Origin of the sequence: Streptomyces aureus (genome assembly GCF_000725495.1) — a bacterium.
Classification (GTDB): Bacteria; Actinomycetota; Actinomycetes; order Streptomycetales; family Streptomycetaceae; genus Streptomyces; species Streptomyces aureus_B.
Genome location: NZ_JNZD01000004.1, coordinates 38,567 through 53,989 on the forward strand (window position 1 = coordinate 38,567; position 15,423 = coordinate 53,989).

15 protein-coding genes are annotated in these 15,423 nt (G+C 70.7%); 4 read left to right on the top strand and 11 right to left on the bottom strand.

What is annotated here, in order from left to right; translation table 11 throughout:
• Positions 1–207: 207 nt before the first annotated feature.
• A complete protein-coding gene (locus IO36_RS06310; RefSeq protein ID WP_037617098.1) occupies positions 208–1,572 on the top strand; it encodes a glutamate decarboxylase in 1,365 nt (454 codons plus the stop codon).
• Between the two features lie 505 nt (positions 1,573–2,077).
• Here the strand turns inward: IO36_RS06310 and IO36_RS06320 are convergent.
• Entirely contained in the window at positions 2,078–2,632 is a 555-nt protein-coding gene (locus tag IO36_RS06320; RefSeq protein ID WP_037617101.1) for a dihydrofolate reductase family protein, read from the bottom strand.
• 95 nt (positions 2,633–2,727) lie between these two features.
• Positions 2,728–3,447, bottom strand: a complete 720-nt coding sequence (locus IO36_RS06325; RefSeq protein WP_037618280.1) for a helix-turn-helix domain-containing protein — start codon at positions 3,445–3,447, stop codon at positions 2,728–2,730.
• Between the two features lie 213 nt (positions 3,448–3,660).
• On the opposite strand from IO36_RS06325, the gene IO36_RS06330 reads away from it, so the two are divergent.
• Positions 3,661–4,068 carry a hypothetical protein gene (locus IO36_RS06330; RefSeq protein WP_158997246.1) on the top strand — a complete coding sequence of 136 codons (408 nt, stop codon included), beginning with the start codon at positions 3,661–3,663 and terminating at the stop codon, positions 4,066–4,068.
• A 17-nt stretch (positions 4,069–4,085) separates the two neighbouring features.
• Here IO36_RS06330 and IO36_RS06335 read toward each other — a convergent pair whose 3' ends face one another.
• Positions 4,086–5,003 (bottom strand): NADP-dependent oxidoreductase, encoded by a 918-nt coding sequence (locus IO36_RS06335; RefSeq protein ID WP_037617105.1) that lies wholly within the window; start codon positions 5,001–5,003, stop codon positions 4,086–4,088.
• A 225-nt stretch (positions 5,004–5,228) separates the two neighbouring features.
• Here IO36_RS06335 and IO36_RS06340 point away from each other — a divergent pair, with 225 nt between their 5' ends.
• On the top strand, positions 5,229–5,723 hold the full coding sequence (locus tag IO36_RS06340; RefSeq protein ID WP_051900083.1) for an SRPBCC family protein: 495 nt from the start codon (positions 5,229–5,231) through the stop codon (positions 5,721–5,723).
• Positions 5,724–5,896: 173 nt separating this feature from the next.
• Positions 5,897–7,627, top strand: coding sequence for a RecQ family ATP-dependent DNA helicase (locus tag IO36_RS06345; RefSeq protein ID WP_037617107.1), 1,731 nt, complete (start codon positions 5,897–5,899; stop codon positions 7,625–7,627).
• Between the two features lie 184 nt (positions 7,628–7,811).
• Here the strand turns inward: IO36_RS06345 and IO36_RS06350 are convergent, their stop codons facing one another.
• The 8 genes from IO36_RS06350 to IO36_RS06385 all read right to left on the bottom strand — a co-directional run bounded on the left by IO36_RS06350 (position 7,812) and on the right by IO36_RS06385 (position 15,346).
• Positions 7,812–8,438 (bottom strand): hypothetical protein, encoded by a 627-nt coding sequence (locus IO36_RS06350; RefSeq protein WP_037617109.1) that lies wholly within the window; start codon positions 8,436–8,438, stop codon positions 7,812–7,814.
• Positions 8,439–8,504: 66 nt separating this feature from the next.
• Positions 8,505–9,047 carry a GNAT family N-acetyltransferase gene (locus tag IO36_RS06355; RefSeq protein WP_037617111.1) on the bottom strand — a complete coding sequence of 181 codons (543 nt, stop codon included), beginning with the start codon at positions 9,045–9,047 and terminating at the stop codon, positions 8,505–8,507.
• A 94-nt stretch (positions 9,048–9,141) separates the two neighbouring features.
• Positions 9,142–9,684, bottom strand: coding sequence for an O-methyltransferase (locus IO36_RS06360; protein ID WP_245173145.1), 543 nt, complete (start codon positions 9,682–9,684; stop codon positions 9,142–9,144).
• Between the two features lie 230 nt (positions 9,685–9,914).
• Positions 9,915–10,352, bottom strand: a complete 438-nt coding sequence (locus IO36_RS47945) for a hypothetical protein (RefSeq protein WP_037617115.1) — start codon at positions 10,350–10,352, stop codon at positions 9,915–9,917.
• A gap of 312 nt (positions 10,353–10,664) precedes the next feature.
• Positions 10,665–11,684: a 3-oxoacyl-ACP synthase III family protein gene (locus IO36_RS06370; RefSeq protein WP_037617117.1), complete on the bottom strand. Its 1,020-nt coding sequence runs from the start codon at positions 11,682–11,684 to the stop codon at positions 10,665–10,667.
• Complete coding sequence (locus tag IO36_RS06375; RefSeq protein ID WP_037617119.1) at positions 11,681–12,334, bottom strand: SRPBCC family protein; 654 nt, start codon at positions 12,332–12,334, stop codon at positions 11,681–11,683. The genes IO36_RS06370 and IO36_RS06375 overlap by 4 nt, the downstream gene beginning before the upstream one ends.
• Positions 12,306–14,333 carry a thiamine pyrophosphate-binding protein gene (locus IO36_RS47950; protein WP_078943033.1) on the bottom strand — a complete coding sequence of 676 codons (2,028 nt, stop codon included), beginning with the start codon at positions 14,331–14,333 and terminating at the stop codon, positions 12,306–12,308. Before IO36_RS47950 ends, IO36_RS06375 begins: the two co-directional genes overlap by 29 nt.
• Positions 14,330–15,346, bottom strand: coding sequence for a GlxA family transcriptional regulator (locus IO36_RS06385; protein WP_245173146.1), 1,017 nt, complete (start codon positions 15,344–15,346; stop codon positions 14,330–14,332). The genes IO36_RS47950 and IO36_RS06385 overlap by 4 nt, the downstream gene beginning before the upstream one ends.
• Positions 15,347–15,423: the final 77 nt, after the last annotated feature.

Below are 15,423 nucleotides of genomic sequence, written 5' to 3' on the forward strand. Positions count from 1 at the left end.
GACCGTGGCGACACGCTCGGCCTGTCGCCACGCACGATGCACCGACGACTGCGCCGCCTCATGGACTGGCCGGAGTGGTCGGGCCAGGGTCAGGGTCGGCGTGGCCCGGGTCGACGGGGCGTGGCGCGCTCGGCGGGCTGGGGGCGGGGTTCCCGCACGGTGTGTCCCCCGGCTGCGGCAGGCACTCGACGCTGCTTGAATCGCTATGTGACAAAACATGATGATGCGGAACTTTTCGGTAACCGCTTCCTGACCAAGCCCGCCCCCGCGGAGACCTTCCCCGAGGAAGGCATGGCCGCGACGGACGCCATGAGGCTCGTGGACGTGGATCTCGCCATGGAGGGCGACCCGCAGCGCAACCTCGCCACGTTCGTCACCACATGGATGGAGCCGGAGGCGCAACGGCTGATCGCCGAGAACCTCCACCGCAATTTCATCGACCACGCCGAGTACCCCATCTCCGCCGAGATCGAGCAGCGTTGCGTGCGCATGCTCGCCGACCTCTTCCACGCGCCGGGCAAGACGGCCGGCTGCCGGACCCAGGGTTCGTCCGAGGCGATCATGCTCGGCGCACTGTCGTTGAAGTGGAAGTGGCGCGAGCGCCGCCAGGCGGCCGGCCTGCCGACCGACCGGCCCAACCTGATCTTCGGGGGAGACGTCCACGTCGTCTGGGAGAAGTTCTGCCGCTACTTCGACGTCGAGCCGCGGATCGTACCGCTCGCCGAGAACAAGTACACGATCGGCCCGGAGGACGTGGAGCCCCACCTCGACGAGAACACGATCGGTGTCGTCGCCGTCCTCGGCACCACGTTCACCGGGCACAAGGACGATGTCGTCGGGATCGACGAGCTCCTGCGGGACGTCCGCAAAAAGCGTGACCTCGACATCCCGATCCACGTCGACGGCGCCAGCGGCGCGTTCGTGTGGCCCTTCCTCTACCCGGATTCGAAATGGGACTTCCGGCTGGAGCAGGTACGGTCCATCAACGTGTCGGGACACAAGTACGGTCTGGTCTACCCCGGCATCGGATGGCTGGTCTTCCGCGAGGAGTCCGACCTGGCCAAGGACCTCGTGTTCTACGAGAACTACCTGGGCAAGACCGACGCGACGTTCACCCTGAACTTCTCCACGGGCGCGTCCATGGTGCTCGCGCAGTACTACAACTTCGTGCGGCTCGGCCGGCAGGGCTACACCTACATCATGAAGATGATGCAGGAGAACGCCCGCGCGCTGGCGGACAACCTGCGAGGCAGCGGCCGCTTCGAGGTGATCGGGAGCGACCTCGAGCAACTGCCGCTGGTCGCCTTCCGTCTGGCGGGCGAGCACGCCTACGACGAGTCCGACATCGCCTGGCAGCTCTCGGCCGAACGGGGCTGGATGGTCCCGGCGTACACCCTTCCGCCCAACGCGGAGCGCGTGAAAATCATGCGTGCCCTGGTCAAGGAGACCATGAGTCGCGAGCAGATCGACCGCCTGGGCCAGGACATCGCCGACGCGTGCCGCACGCTGGACGCCAAGGGCGGGACCCACGGGACCGAGCGGGCCCAGATCAAACGCGGCACCGGATACTGACGCGCCCGTGATCAGAGCCGCACCTGGTACGCAGATCCGCGGTCGCCGAAATCGTCCCGGCGAAGTTCCCGACGGGCACCACCACCCGTCGCTTGCGGGTCGCCGAGGCCGGGCACGACCGTCCGGAGGACCTCCACAGCGACGGCACCAAGCTGCGAGCAGGCATTCCAGCAGCAGCTGCCGGCGGCGCTGTCAGGTCTGTCCGCCGAGCACATCGGCCCGCCGGCCGAGGTCGCGCACCGGGCCGCCGGCTGCCTGGCACCCGCACATAGCGGGCCCGTTCGCACTCGAGGAGAAGGCGCGGCGCCTCGCCACCGGGGCGGAGGCCGACGTGGCGGCCGGGCACCCGTACGCGCCGGCGGCGGTCAGGTCGCCGGCCACCGGGCTCGCACACAGGCTTCCCGGCCGGCGGGCCGGCCGCGGTTCTCGGGCTCGCACAACGACGTGGCGCCTGAGCCCGTGACCGGCGTATCCGCCGTCCCGGGTGGGGCGTTTCAGGTGGCGCTCAGCGCGTCGGACGGTAGGTCGCGATGATCACTCCGCTGCTGGTCGGCCGGGCGCTCACCAACTCCAGCTTCTTCAGGGCTGCGTCGTCGGCGAACAGCTTCTTGCGGCCCTCGCTGGCCACTACCGGGTGGATCAGCAGGACCAGTTCGTCCAGCAGGTCCTGCTCCAGCAGCGAACGCACCAGCGTCGGGCTGCCCGCGACGGTGATGTCCTTGCCCTCGGCCGCCTTGAGCTCCTCGATCGCGGCCGCCGGCTCGCCCTTGACGAGCGTGCTGTTCGCCCAGTCCTCGACACTGTCCAGCGTGGAGGAGACAACGTACTTGGGCGAATCATTGATCCACTTGGCGAAACCGGCGTCCTCGCCGCTGGTCACCGTCGGCCAGTAAGCGGCCCACTCGGTGAAGGTCACCCGGCCCAGCAGAATCGTGTCGGCCGACTCCAGCGCCTTCCCCAGCTCCGCGCCCATCTCCTCGTCGAAAGCGAACTGCCACTCGTTCGGCGACTGGACGACACCGTCGAGCGAGACGAACAGACCCGAAACGACCTTGCGCATGATTCCTCCACGATGAGTTCGGGGTCGTCCGCCCGGTCCCGGCCGAGACGATCCTGCGACCGGGACGAACCGACCCCGTCGGCTACAACGGGAAACTATGCGGACATCGAGGCCGAGGTCTTGTACAGAAGCGACAGGGGCTCCGCCCTGTCCGGAGAGCTCAGACGAGTGGCGGTCCGGCCTACGTACCGGGTCAAGGACCGCACCAGATGCGGCTGGTCGAAGTAGCCCAGCCTGTGCACGACGTCCTGGACCGGCGCACCCTCCTGGATCAGCACCGCCGCCTCACGGGCGCGGTGGATCTGCCGGATGGCGCCCCGGGTGAGGCCCGTCGCCGCGACAAAGCGGCGCTGGAGGGTGCGTTCGGAGACATCGGGAGCAGCACCGGCGAGCACGGCAGGCACGATCGGGTCGCAGTCCACAATGCCCTCACGCACCATGCGCCGCACGAACGCCTCCGCGTTGTCGTAATCGGGTGGGTGCCAAGCGTGGCCCTTCAGCCAGACGGAACGCCGCGTCACATCCGGTATCTCCGCACTGCCGCCCACGAGCCGGGTGATCGGTATGTGCGGCATCGAGGTGCCGAGGGCAAAGCTGATGCCGAAGAACGTGGCGTCCTTGGGGACGGGGGCCAGGCATGCTTTGGGTTCTGGGCCCAGTACAGCCGCCTGGACCTGACCGCGGTGCTCCCAGAAGACGAGTTCCCAGTGCGATGCCGCGATGGACATCATCTGGACCACTTCGTGGCTGCGGCTGCGCCATACTCGCTCGATGTACGGCAGCTCCGACGGCCTGCTCTCGATCTCCAGACCCATCCGGATCACCCCCGTTATCCGCTGCCTGATCCACCAGTGTGTCACGTCGTCCGGATGGCCGAAGGGCGTGCGAGATGGGCGCGTCGCGACATCGCGGTGCCCGCGTAGAAATGAGGGGCGCCCTTGATGGTTCCGCGGATTCGGGCCCCGAAGCATCGGTGGCACGCGCTGACAGCGGCCGTCTTTCTGGTCGTCCTCGGCTTCGGAAGCATCATGATGGCGCACGATTGGCAGCGGGCGGAGCTGCTCGACGAGACCGGGATACGGGTCAGGGGCACCGTCTCCCATGTTGCGCCGCAACCCGCCGCCAGGACCGGCGGGTTGCTCTACTACGCCGTCACGTACACCGTGACGGACCACCGCTACACGGTGAGCAGGTCCACCAGCGACTATCCCCGCCCGCGAAAGGGCGACCGGGTATGCCTGGAGGCGGCCCGAAAGCAACCTCGACTGACCCGGCTGTGCGGTGACCGCTACCCGGACGGTGACGACGGATTCCCCGCACTCGCCCTGACCACCGTGGCCGCCACGATCGGTCTGCTCTTCGTCACCGGGCATTGGATCACCAAGCGCCGTGAACCCCTGCTCGCGCCGACCGCGTCTGCCGACACGGCGAGCTGACATCGGCTTATGAGTCGTCACGGACGAACGCGGATGACCGTCTTTCCCTTGCGTCGCTCGGTCGGGTTGAGGGCGGCGACGGCATCGTCGAGGGTCGAGACGTCACCGATGTTCGTCCGCAGCCTTCCGTCCCGGACCCGCCGCACGATCTCACCGAGTTCGGCACGATCGGCCTCGACGACGAAGTCCACCGCCAGGCCCTCGGCCGGTCGCGCCTCGGCGGGGCCGACGATGGACACCAGTGTTCCTCCAGTCTTGACCAGGGCGGCCGACCGCTTCTGAACGTCGCCACCGATGACATCGAAGACCAGGTCGACGTCGCCGACGTCTTCCAGTGCGTCATTCTCGAGGTCCACGAACTCGTGCGCGCCGAAGTCGAGCGCCTTCTCCCGGTCGCCGGCACGTCCGGTGCCGACGACGTAGGCGCCGGCCTCACGTGCGAGCTGGGTCACCATCGTCCCGACCGCTCCGGCCGCGCCATGGGCGAGGACGCTCTGGCCGGACTGAAGGCGGCCGTGCTGGAACAGACCCTGCCACGCGGTCAGGCCCGAAATGGGCAGCGAGGCGCCCACCGTGAAGTCGACATCGCCGGGCAGCGGCGCGAGGTTGCGTGCTTCGATCGCCACGTACTCCGCCAGGGTGCCGTCACGGTGCCAGTCGGCGAGACCGAACACCCGCTGGCCGACCGACAGCCCCGTCGTGCCGTAGCCGAGGGCGGTGACCACTCCGGCCAGCTCGTGGCCGGGGATGGACGGCGTCTTGTCGCGGCCGGCGCGATCGGTCCAGGTCGACGGCCACTCCATCTCGGTCGGCACGAAGCCCGAGGCATGAATCCGAACGATGACGTCGTTGATCGACGCCTGTGGCTCCGGCCGCTCCACCAGCCTCATCCCTGCCGTTCCCGCAGCCTGGTCCGTCACCACGATCGCCTTCATGGAAAGTACCTCCTCGGTCATTTGTCTCTTTATGTCTTCGACCATAGGAGCAAAGCAGCCCTGGAGTATGGTCCATTTTCATGGCTGAACCTTGGGCCACTCAGGGTTCGACCTGTTCCAGCCGCGACGCCCGCCACGGTGGCGACCAGCGCCGTGAGGTTGTCCCGAGGCCCGGGCCGGTGTCCTTGTAGGTGACGAGGGACGACAGTCGCTACTTTGACGACCATGAGCGAAACTCCCGCCGTCGGTCCGAGGCCGAACGAGGACACTCCGGCGACGCGCGCCCGAGCCACGCACCTGTTCCCCACGGACGGGGAACGCGTCTGGCGGGCCTTCAGCGACTTCGGCGGCATCGCCGCCTGGCACCCCCTGATCGCCGCCAGCCACCTGGAAGAGGTACCAGTGGCCACCGGTCACGCCGCCCCGACCGTGCGCCTGCTGCGCACGGTGGACGGCGCGATGATCCGCGAGGAACTGCTGGAGCGCGACGAACGGCGGCGCACTCTCGGTTACCGCTTCCTCGACAGCCCCTTCCCGGTCAGCGACTACCGGGCGACGGTCGTGGTCGCCACCCCCCAGGGCCCGGACGGAGGATGCAAAGTCACCTGGACCGCGCTGTTCGTCCCGCACGACCCCGCCACCGCCGAGAGCCTGCGGCGCACCTTCGGCGACGACGTCTTCCACACCGGACTGCGTTCCCTGCAGGACCACTTGGACTGAATCGGCGATCCACCGCCACAGCGACGGCCCCGGATCGGGCACCTCGGCGCCGTCACCGACGGCCGCCGCGGCCAGAGACACGGATCCGCAACTCCTCGAGAACGCGACGGTTTCCGCCCCCTTCGGGGGTACACGAGCGCCGAACCTCACCGGAGAACGGCGTCAGGAGTGCCATGCGCGTCAAGGTCGGATACTTCAGGACCAGGTCGCTCAGGAGACGTCTGCGCCGTTGCGCCCGGGAGGTGTTCGGCTGGGAGCGGCTGCGCCCCTCCCAACTCGAGGCCATGACGGCCGTGATGGAGGGCCGCGACACCATCGTGGTGATGCCGACCGGTGCCGGGAAGTCCGCCGTGTACCAGGTGCCGGGTGTACTGCTGAAGGGACCGACCGTCGTGGTCTCGCCCCTGATCGCCCTCCAGCGGGACCAGGTCGCCCATCTCGCCCGTATCGAGGGGTCCGCGGCCTCGGCCGTCAACTCCGCTCAGCGCGCCCGGGACAACGAAGCGGTGTGGGAGCGCGTACGCGAAGGCCGCCTGGACTTCCTGTTCGTCTCGCCCGAACAGCTCGCGAAGGACGAGGTGGTGGAACAGCTCGCCGCGGCCGCTCCCGCGTTGATGGTGGTCGACGAGGCACATTGCGTGTCCTCGTGGGGATACGACTTCCGGCCCGACTATCTGTCCCTGCGCCATGTCCGCGAACGCATCGGCCGGCCTCCGCTCCTTGCTCTCACCGCCAGTGCGGCGGCCCCCGTGCGGGCCGACGTCGTGGAGCGCCTCGGCATGCGCGAGGCCCACGAGGTGGTCGCGGGGTTCGACCGCCGCAACATCACGCTGGAGGTCGTACGGCACCGGGGGAACGCGGACAAGCGCCGGTGGGTGGTGGAGCGGGCCGCGGCCGAGGCCAAACCGGGCATCGTCTACGCGGGAACGCGCCGCGAGGCGGAGGAGTACGCACAGGAACTGTCGGCGCTCGGATTCGACAGCGCCGCCTATCACGCGGGGCTGTCGGCGGCCGAGCGCTCCCGCACGCACGACCGCTTCCGGGACGACGCACTGGACGTGGTCGTCGCCACCTCCGCGTTCGGCATGGGCATCGACAAGCCGAACATCCGCTTTGTGCTGCATGCGTCGGTGCCCGGTTCCCTCGACACCTACTACCAGGAAATCGGCCGGGCGGGCCGTGACGGAGAACCGTCGAGGGCGATCCTCGCCTACCGGCCCGAGGACCTCGGCGTGCAGCGGTTCCGGACCGGTTCACCGCCCGACCCGGAGGTGCTGGGCGGGCTGATCGACGCGGTACATGAGCACCGGGGCCCGGTCTCGGCGACGAGCCTGCGTGAACGTACCGGGCTGTCTCCGACACCGCTGACATCGATGCTGCATCTGCTGGAGGAGGCCGGAGCCGTGACGACGCGAAAGCGCGGTGCCATAGCGGCCGTGCCCGGGGCACGACGGGACGCCTGCGTCCGCGAGGCGGTGCGGATCGCTTCCGCCCGTGTCGATCTGGAGCGCTCCCGGGTGGAGATGATGCGGGCGTACGCGGAGACGAACGGCTGCCGCCGGAGGCACATGCTCGGATACTTCGGAGAGACCCTGGCGGCAGGCGACTGCGCGGGCTGCGACACGTGCACCCCTGCGAAGAAGGCGCAACAGGCCCCCCGCCGGACGGACGACGTCCTGTCCGGTACGGGCCCCGAGCCGCGCGGGCCGGTGGCGGCCGAGGGCGCCTTCCCGCCCGGGACGCGCGTGGGGCACGAGAAGTGGGGCGAGGGCGAGGTGATGAGCGAGGAGGGGAACAGGATCACCGTCCTGTTCGAGAGCGTGGGTTACCGCACGCTGTCCCTGCCCGCAGTCCAGGCGCGGGGCCTGCTGACGCCGGTGCGGTCCAACGCGACGGTGGACTGACGCATCGCGAGATGTCCGGCCACCTCGTGGCGGGAGGTCGTACCGGGCAGGGTCACGACCTGGTGCCGGTTCTCGACCGGGGCCGGGTGCAGGTCGGGTGTGCAACACACCGGACGGATCCGTACGTGCCCCGGCCGGGCGGGAAAGTCGAGGGTGCCGCGGTACGCGCGGCCCGGCGCGCCGCTCAGTTCCGCGGCGGCGGCGCCAGAGCGCGGGCAAGCGCGCCGCCGAGGCGCTCCGAATGGTCCGGCAGATGCTCCTCGGCCCAACGGGCGGCCAGGGCGAGGAAGTCGGCGAGATCCTCTTCCACGGCCGTGAGCAGCCGCCGCAGTTCGGCCACGGGCACGTCGATCCGCCGGCCGGTGTCCGTGGCGGAGTCGACGGTCAGCCGGACGGCGGAACCGTGGCGTTCGGCGCGGGGCGAGGGATCGTGACCGAGCCATGCGGCGTGGCCGTCGCCGTCGAGCACGTCCCACCAGTCGCCCCGGTCCTCCAGCCCGCTGCAGCAGCCCGGCACCAGAAGGGTGCCGGTGAGGGTGTCGGTCACCCGCAGCCCACCTGACGCGATCAGCGGGTCCCTGGTCAGCAGCCCGTGGAGGAAGCCGCCGAGCGGGTCGTCGGGACGCGGTGGAAGGTCGTCCTCATCGTCGAGGTCGTTGCAGGTGGCGAGCGCCATCACCGTGGCGCCGACGCCGTCCGGTGTCAGCGTCCCGTCGAGCGCCAGGAAGCTGAAGGGCTCGACGTCCGAGACCGGCCACAAGCCGAAGGGCTCATGGCTCGGGATCTCCAGCACGGGCTGGACAGTGATCATCCATGAATCATGCCGCGAGCCGTTCGCGGGAGCACAACCGTTTCGGATCCGGAGCCGCGTCCGGGATCAGGGGCGGTCCAGCCCCCACGTCTGCAGGGCGAAGGGCCGTCCCTTCTCGGTACCGGTGATCAGCGGGAGATCGAGCAGGGTGAAGCCCGCCTTGGTGGCCACGGCGACGCTGGCGGCGTTCTCGGCCTCCAGCTCCAGGATCACCTGCTCCGCCGCCAGCTGCTCGAACGCGTACGCGGCCATCACCCGTACCGCCCGCGCGGCCAGACCCTGACCGCGGTGCGCCGGACCGACCGCGTAGCCGATCTCCATGCCCTCGGGCGAACGGCGCAGCATCACCTCGCCCAGCGGTGCTCCCCCGTCGATGGTGATCGCCAGGAGGACGGCCGTGCCCTCCGCGCGCAGCTGCCGGGCCCGGTCCAGGCGGGCGTGCGAGGCGGCGGCGTCGAAGGGGGAGACGATCGGGGTCCAGTACGCGATGTCGGGGTGGTCGAACAGCTCCGGCATCGCCGGCACGTCCCCCTCCGTCCAGTCGCGGAGGACGAGCCCCTCCCCCGCGAGCTCGATCCGCTCGGGAAAGGACGACGTGGTGCTGCTCATGGTGCGGGACCTCCCTGGCCTGTCGGACCTGGGCAGACTATCCGGGACGGCCGGGAGGGCGGCAAACCGTTTCCCCGCCCACCCCTGATGACGCTCAGGGGCCGGCCACCCGTACCGCCATCAGCAGCCCGCTCGCCCAGGCCAGACGTACGGAGCGGAAGTCCTTCCGTTCCTCGAGGTCGGCCAGGAGCCGCCGGACGGCGTCGGCGTGCTCCTCCGGCCAGTCGGGCTGCGGATCGAGGTCGTCGATCAGATAGGTCCCGCCGGGAGCCACGAGCCGCAGGGCCCTCTCCAGGTGGGTGAACTTGCCGGGCCAGGTGTCCGCGAACACCAGGTCGAACGGCTCCCCGTCGACGTCCTCCAGCCACGCGCCCGCGTCCCCGGCCACGAAGGTGACCCGTGGATCGGATCCGAGGTGCTCGCGGGCGACCGCCTGTACGGTCTCGTCGCGCTCGACCGTGACCAGGCGGGCGGCGCCGTCCAGCCCGTCGAGCAGCCAGGCCGTGCCCTCGCCCACGCCCGTGCCGAGCTCGAGGACCCGGCCACCGGGGCGGGCGGCCGCCAGGGCGGCCAGCAGGGCACCGGTCCGCTCCTCGCAGGACCGGGTGAAGCCCGCTGCGCGCGCGGCTGTGCGCAAGGCCGGGAGGACGGGCGGAAGGCGGCTCGGGGTGTCATTCATTCCGAAGAGGTGTGGAGGGCGGCTCGGGGGCTCGTCCATTCCGGAGGGGTGCGGGCAGTTGCTCGGCATGTCGTCCATTCCGGAAGGGTGCGGGCCGCGGTGCCCGCACCGCAATCCCCTCGCCGGATGTCCGAGGCCGCCGCGCCCCGGCCAACGTGGCTGCCGTTTCCGCGAGTTGGTCCCTCGCGCTAGGCGGTGTGGTGCAGCCAGCGCTGCAGGACCTCGTTGACGTCCGCCGGCAGCGCGCTGATCTGGTCGATGGCGGCCCGGTCCTCGGGCATCGGGGGGACGCCGGCGGCGGTGAGCGTCGCGTGCAGGTCCAGGCGTCGCTGGTCGCGCGGGTCGATGGTGTAGCTGAGCCGACGCGCCGGGTCGGGCGGCGGCAGCAGGGTGTCGGCCTCGTCGCGGGGGCGGGGCGCGGCCGTCCAGGCGCTGTCCCAGGTGTCTGTGCCATGGCCGTCCCGGGTGTCTGCGGCGTAGGCGTCACGGCTCTCCACCGCGTAGGGGTCCCGGCTCTCCACGGCGTAGGCGTCCCGGGCCTCCCCCGCGTGCGGGTTCCGGGTCTCTACGGCGTAGGGGTCGACGAAGGCGCAGGAACTGAGGCTCTCGCTGCTCCAGGGGGTCATCTCGGGCTCCTCACCGTATGCGTTGTGGACTACTTGCCCAGAGGTCCCCGGGGCCGGCTTCGGTTGCGCCGGCGGCCGGAGATCACGCTGACGGCGTCATCGGCGGGTGATCACCTCGTGTGACCAGCAGACGGCAGCCCCGGCCCCGGTGCGGGATCCGGCCGCTCGGAGCCCGCCGCCGCGAGCCCACCGCCCGGAGCCCCCCCCCCGCCCGCAACCCGCTTGCGCAAGCCCGCCACCCGGAACCCGGAGACCGGAGCCCCCCCCCGCCCGGAACCCGCTGCCCGGAGCCCACGCGCCCCGGGCCCATGCTCACCCCCGCCCGCCGTGCCAGCGGACGGCCGCCGCTCCGGCGAAGTCCCCGGCGTGGGCGAAGCCGCCCAGCACCACCAGGTCGCCGTCCTTCACCCGGCCCGAGGCGACCGCGTCGTCCAGCGTGACCGGGATCGCCGCCCCGAACAGGTTCCCGCACCGGTCGAAGGTGTTCAGGTGCCGTTCCGGGGGCAGTTGCAGCGCCTCCCGCCAGTTGCGCAGGAAAGTGCGGTTCGGCTGGTTGGTGACGAGGACGTCGATGTCGGCGGTGGCCACGCCGAGCCGGTCGCACAGGTCCGTGATCACCTCGGGGACCAGCCGGTTGCCGCGGGACAGAACCTTGGCGAGACCGGCGTCGGTGAACCCGATCCGCAGCTGGGACTCCCCCGGTTCCCAGTACTTGCGCCCGTCGTCGAGCGCCAGGACCATGTCGCCGGCGTGGGCACCGATGTGCCGTGTCTCCACGTCGAGGACAGGGGAGGCGGCCGACGTCGTCACCCACCCGACCCCGCAGCCGTCGCCCGGGATCGCGGCCTGCGCGAGCCTCCGTACCTCGGACTGGGTGAAGCACTGGCCCGCCGCGCTCTGGGCGTTGCAGATCAGCGCGGTCCTCGCGTCCGTGGTGGAGAGGATCTGCCGCGCCAGCTTCAGCATGTGGACGAAGGAGGCGCAGCCCGCGTTGGCCACGTCGACGAGCCACTCCGGGTTCAGGCCCAGCCGGCGTGCCACCTCGGTGCCGGCGCCGACGAACGGCAGATCGGGCAGCTGGCTGTGCACGAGCAGGACGTCGACGCCCCGGATCTCGTCCCTGCCGTGCCGCTCGATCAGGGGCTGCACGGCACGTTCGATCATGTCCGTGTTGGTCTCGTCCGCGGCGACGTGGTGCCGTGCGGGCGGGGCCTTGAACATGGCGTGCCCGCGGAGCTTGTCCTCCGCTCCCGGGTACTCGGTGTAGAACTCGGCGGGGACCGGATCGCCGGGCAGGTAGCCCGAGACGTCGGTGAGGCTGACCGTGGTCACCGTGCCACCGCCCGCACGGGAGGCACACTGACGGGCAGGCCGTTGCGGTGGCGGTGTTCCAGGATCGCCTTCAGGTTGTTCAGCTCCACGGTGTGTCCCGCGTAGAACAGGTCCCAGTAATCGCCGACCCACGGGCGGTCGGCGCGGGGCGCGAGGGCGGGGTCCGGGTTCGCGTCGTAGTACGGATGACGGCAGTTGGTCCAGGTGACCACCGATCCCGGCTTGTCGAGCACCAGTCGGGCCGGGACGACCCGCATCAGATAGATCATCCACAGCTTGTCGCCCTGGTCCCAGGAACAGTGGTAATCCACCGTCAGGGCCTCGGGGTTGGCGACCACCTTGCAATAGATGCTGGTGTCGTCCTCGAGGCGGTCGCGGCCGACCCACAGTCCGGGCGTGCCCGAGGGGGCGAAGTCCCGCAGGCTGCAGGTCCATTCCTCCAGGTGGTGCCCCTGGCTCAGGTAGTCGTAGGTCAGTTCCGGCGGACAGTCCACGTACGCGTGGATGGTGCAGTACTGCCCGTAGACCTGGTGGTGGGGATAGACGGAATGGGTCAGTTCCACGCAGTGGGCGGTCAGTTCGTCCTTGCCCGGGTTCTCGATCCGCATCAGGCCGGGGATGTCAGCCAACGTGGACGACGCGTCGCTCATCTGATGTCTCCTCTTTGTCGGCCTGCTCGGCACGGGTCTCGGCCTGCTCGGCACGGTTGTCGGCCGGTTCGGCACGGTTGTCGGCCTGTTCGGCACGACGGGCTCGGCCGGCGCTGCCGGGGGCTTCGGTGAAGGGCTGGAAGGGCAGGAAGGGAGGGACCTCCCTCGGGTCGCAGTCCAGCGCCACGAACGCCGGTCCGACACCGGTGTTGGCGCGCAGCAGCGCCTCGCGCAACTGCGTCGCGTTCTCGGCACCGGTCACGTCGAGGGAGGGGAAGGCGGCCGTCATCCCGGCGGCGATGTCGGTCCTGCGGAACAGGTCGTCGTCGCGGACACCGCCCTGGAGGAACTCCTCGCGCAGCACGCACATGGCGTGGGCGTTGTTGTTGAAGACGACGAAGGTGACCGGCGCGGAGTGCTCGACGGCGGTGTGCACCTCCGCCCCGTGCATGAAGAAGGCCCCGTCCCCGGCGAGTACGTAGGTGCGTCGCCCCGTGGCGAGCGCGGCGCCGATGCCCGCGCCGAAGGTGTAGCCCATGCCTCCCATGCCGAGCGCGACCACGAAACGGCCGTGGCGCGGTGCCGGGAGGAGGTGGACCGCGCTGGCACCGGTGTTGCCGGCATCCACGAAGACGTGCGCGTCCTCGGGAAGCGCCGCCTCCACGGCTGCGAGGGCCCTCGGGAAGGGGATGGTGCTCGCGCCGGCGTCCGCGTCCGTGTCCGTGTCCGTCTCCGAGTCGCCGTCCATGGCCGTGTCCGTGTCCGGGGAATCGGGACCCGGTACGGGCAGGGGCGCGGGCAGCGGTCCGGCGTGCGGTGGGCACGCGCGCGGGGCCGAACCGAGCCGGCCGGTCACGGCGCGCAGCGCGTCCCGCAGGTGCCCGCCCAGTGCCGTGGCCGCGACGAACGGCGTTTCGGCGTCCAGGCATACGACGTCCGTGGCGGCCAGCGCCTCCTCGAGACCGCCGCGGGCCAGGAGCGGCAGCCGGGTGCCGACCAGCAGGCACACGTCGGCCCGGCGCAGGCAGTCCTCGACGTTGGCATGGCCCATCACGCCGGCCACTCCGGCGAACCGGGGATCGCGGTTGTCGAAGACGTCCTTGGCGTCCGGGGTGACCGCCACCCATGCGCCGAGGCCCCGGGCCAGCGCGGCCAGTTCCGGGCGCGCGTCCGCTGCGGCGACGCCCTCACCGGCGATGACGAGGACGGTGTCCGCGCCGCGAAGGATGTCGGACGCAGCGGCCAGGGCGGCGGGGTCGAGCGGGGTGGTCGATGCCGTCGGGACGGGGGACGCTGTCGAGCCGGTGGACGCCGTCGAAGCAGTGGGTGCCATCAGGGCCGTGGATGTCGCCGGGGCCGTTGACGCCCTCGAAGCGGAGGATGCCGTCGAATCGGCGGACGCCGTCGAGGCGGTCGCGTCCGGCTCGTGACCGGGCCATGGAAGCAGCGCCTGCTGCACGTCCTTGGGCAGCAGCAGCACCGCCGGCCCCCGCGGCTCCGCCTGAGCCGCCTCGATCGCCCGGCGCAGCAGCTCCACGAGCGCGTCCGCGTCCGCGACCTTGTCGCAGAAGCGGGAGATGGGGGTGAAGACCTCGCCCGCGTCGAAGGAGTCCCCCTTGCCGCTGGTGTCCTGGAACGCGCCCCGGCCCTCCTGGGCGGTGGGCGGCTGGCCCACAAGAGCGAGCAGCGGCACCCGGGAGGCGTACGCCTCGGCGAGGCCCGGCACCAGGTTCATCGCCCCGCCGCCGGAGGTGGCGGCGACCACTCCGAGGCGACCGGTGGTCCGGGCGTATCCGTCGGCCATGGTGACGGCGGAGAACTCGTGCTTGGCGACCACGCCACGGACCGTTCCGCCGCGGTGAACGGCGTCGTAGAGGTCCTCGATGTTCGCGCCGCCGACGCCGAACATGTGGGTGACCCCGGCCCTGGCGAGCTCGCCGGCCAGGTAGTCGGCCGCCCGTACGGTGACGGCTCGGGGTGATTGCGCCGCGGTGGTCATACGGGGATCCCCTCCCTGTCCTGTCGCCGGTCGACGAGGCCGGACGGTGTGATGACCTGGAAGCGGTGCCGGTACTCCTTGGGGGTGAGTCCCAGGCTTCGTCCGAAGGAGCGGAAGAAGGTCTCGGGGGCGCCGAATCCGCAGCGGCCCGCTATCTGGCCGATCGGCAGGTCCGTCGTCTCCAGCAGCTCGCGCGCGCGGGCGATCCGGCTGCGCTGGACGTACTGGCCGGGCGTGGTGCCCACCTCGCGCCGGAAGACCCGGGAGAAGTTGCGCGGGCTCATGTTGGCCCGCTCGGCCATCTCGGCCACGGGTAACGGGTTGTGCAGGTTCTCCAGGATCCACTCCTGCGCGGTCCGGATCGGCGGATGGTCGGCCAGCTGGGCGTCGAGCAGGGCGCTGAACTGGGACTGCCCTCCGTGCCGCTTCAGGAAGAGCACCAGGAACCGTGCCGTCTCCAGGGCGATCGCCGCTCCGTGGTCGGCCTCGACGAGGGCCAGCGCCATGTCGATCCCGGTCGACACGCCCGCGGAGGTGACGAAGGGCCCGTCCCAGACGAAGATCGGCTCGGCGTCCACGGTCACCGCCGGATAGCGGACGGCCATCGTCTCGCTGTACGCCCAGTGCGTGGTGGCGCGTCTGCCGTCCAGCAGGCCCGCCTCGGCCAGCAGGAAGGATCCGCCGCAGACGGACGCGACCCTGCGCGACCGGGTCGCGGCCGTGCGGATCCACGAGACCAGCGCCTGGTCCTGGAGTGCCTCGCCGACGCTCCAGCCGCCGGGTACGAGCAAGGTGTCGACCGCTCCCTGCCCCGCCTCCAGCGGCAGCGCCTCCACACTCACCCCCGAACTCGTGCGCACCAGGGGCGCGTCGGCCGAGACCAGGTCGATCCGGTAGGGGGCCGCCCCCCGGCCGAGGAGCCGGTTGGCGATGTCGAACACTTCGATCGGTCCGGTGATGTCCAGGGCCATGGCACCCGCGTACACCACCACCACAACTCGTCGCTCTGCCACGGTCACACCCTGTATCGGATCTCCGACTGACTGCAATGACAGATAACTGACGCATCCGGCCAACAGACGCCGCCTCG

What these genes read in the sequence shown, in the direction of transcription:
- IO36_RS06320 (WP_037617101.1), bottom strand. Translation starts at nt 2,632, where the DNA reads ATGCGCAAGGTCGTTTCGGGTCTGTTCGTCTCGCTCGACGGTGTCGTC.
- IO36_RS06325 (WP_037618280.1), bottom strand. Translation starts at nt 3,447, where the DNA reads ATGGGTCTGGAGATCGAGAGCAGGCCGTCGGAGCTGCCGTACATCGAG.
- IO36_RS06340 (WP_051900083.1), top strand. Translation starts at nt 5,229, where the DNA reads ATGAGCGAAACTCCCGCCGTCGGTCCGAGGCCGAACGAGGACACTCCG.
- IO36_RS47950 (WP_078943033.1), bottom strand. Translation starts at nt 14,333, where the DNA reads ATGACCACCGCGGCGCAATCACCCCGAGCCGTCACCGTACGGGCGGCC.
- IO36_RS06345 (WP_037617107.1), top strand. Translation starts at nt 5,897, where the DNA reads ATGCGCGTCAAGGTCGGATACTTCAGGACCAGGTCGCTCAGGAGACGT.
- IO36_RS06355 (WP_037617111.1), bottom strand. Translation starts at nt 9,047, where the DNA reads ATGAGCAGCACCACGTCGTCCTTTCCCGAGCGGATCGAGCTCGCGGGG.
- IO36_RS06330 (WP_158997246.1), top strand. Translation starts at nt 3,661, where the DNA reads ATGATGGCGCACGATTGGCAGCGGGCGGAGCTGCTCGACGAGACCGGG.
- IO36_RS06375 (WP_037617119.1), bottom strand. Translation starts at nt 12,334, where the DNA reads ATGAGCGACGCGTCGTCCACGTTGGCTGACATCCCCGGCCTGATGCGG.
- IO36_RS06350 (WP_037617109.1), bottom strand. Translation starts at nt 8,438, where the DNA reads ATGATCACTGTCCAGCCCGTGCTGGAGATCCCGAGCCATGAGCCCTTC.
- IO36_RS47945 (WP_037617115.1), bottom strand. Translation starts at nt 10,352, where the DNA reads ATGACCCCCTGGAGCAGCGAGAGCCTCAGTTCCTGCGCCTTCGTCGAC.
- IO36_RS06335 (WP_037617105.1), bottom strand. Translation starts at nt 5,003, where the DNA reads ATGAAGGCGATCGTGGTGACGGACCAGGCTGCGGGAACGGCAGGGATG.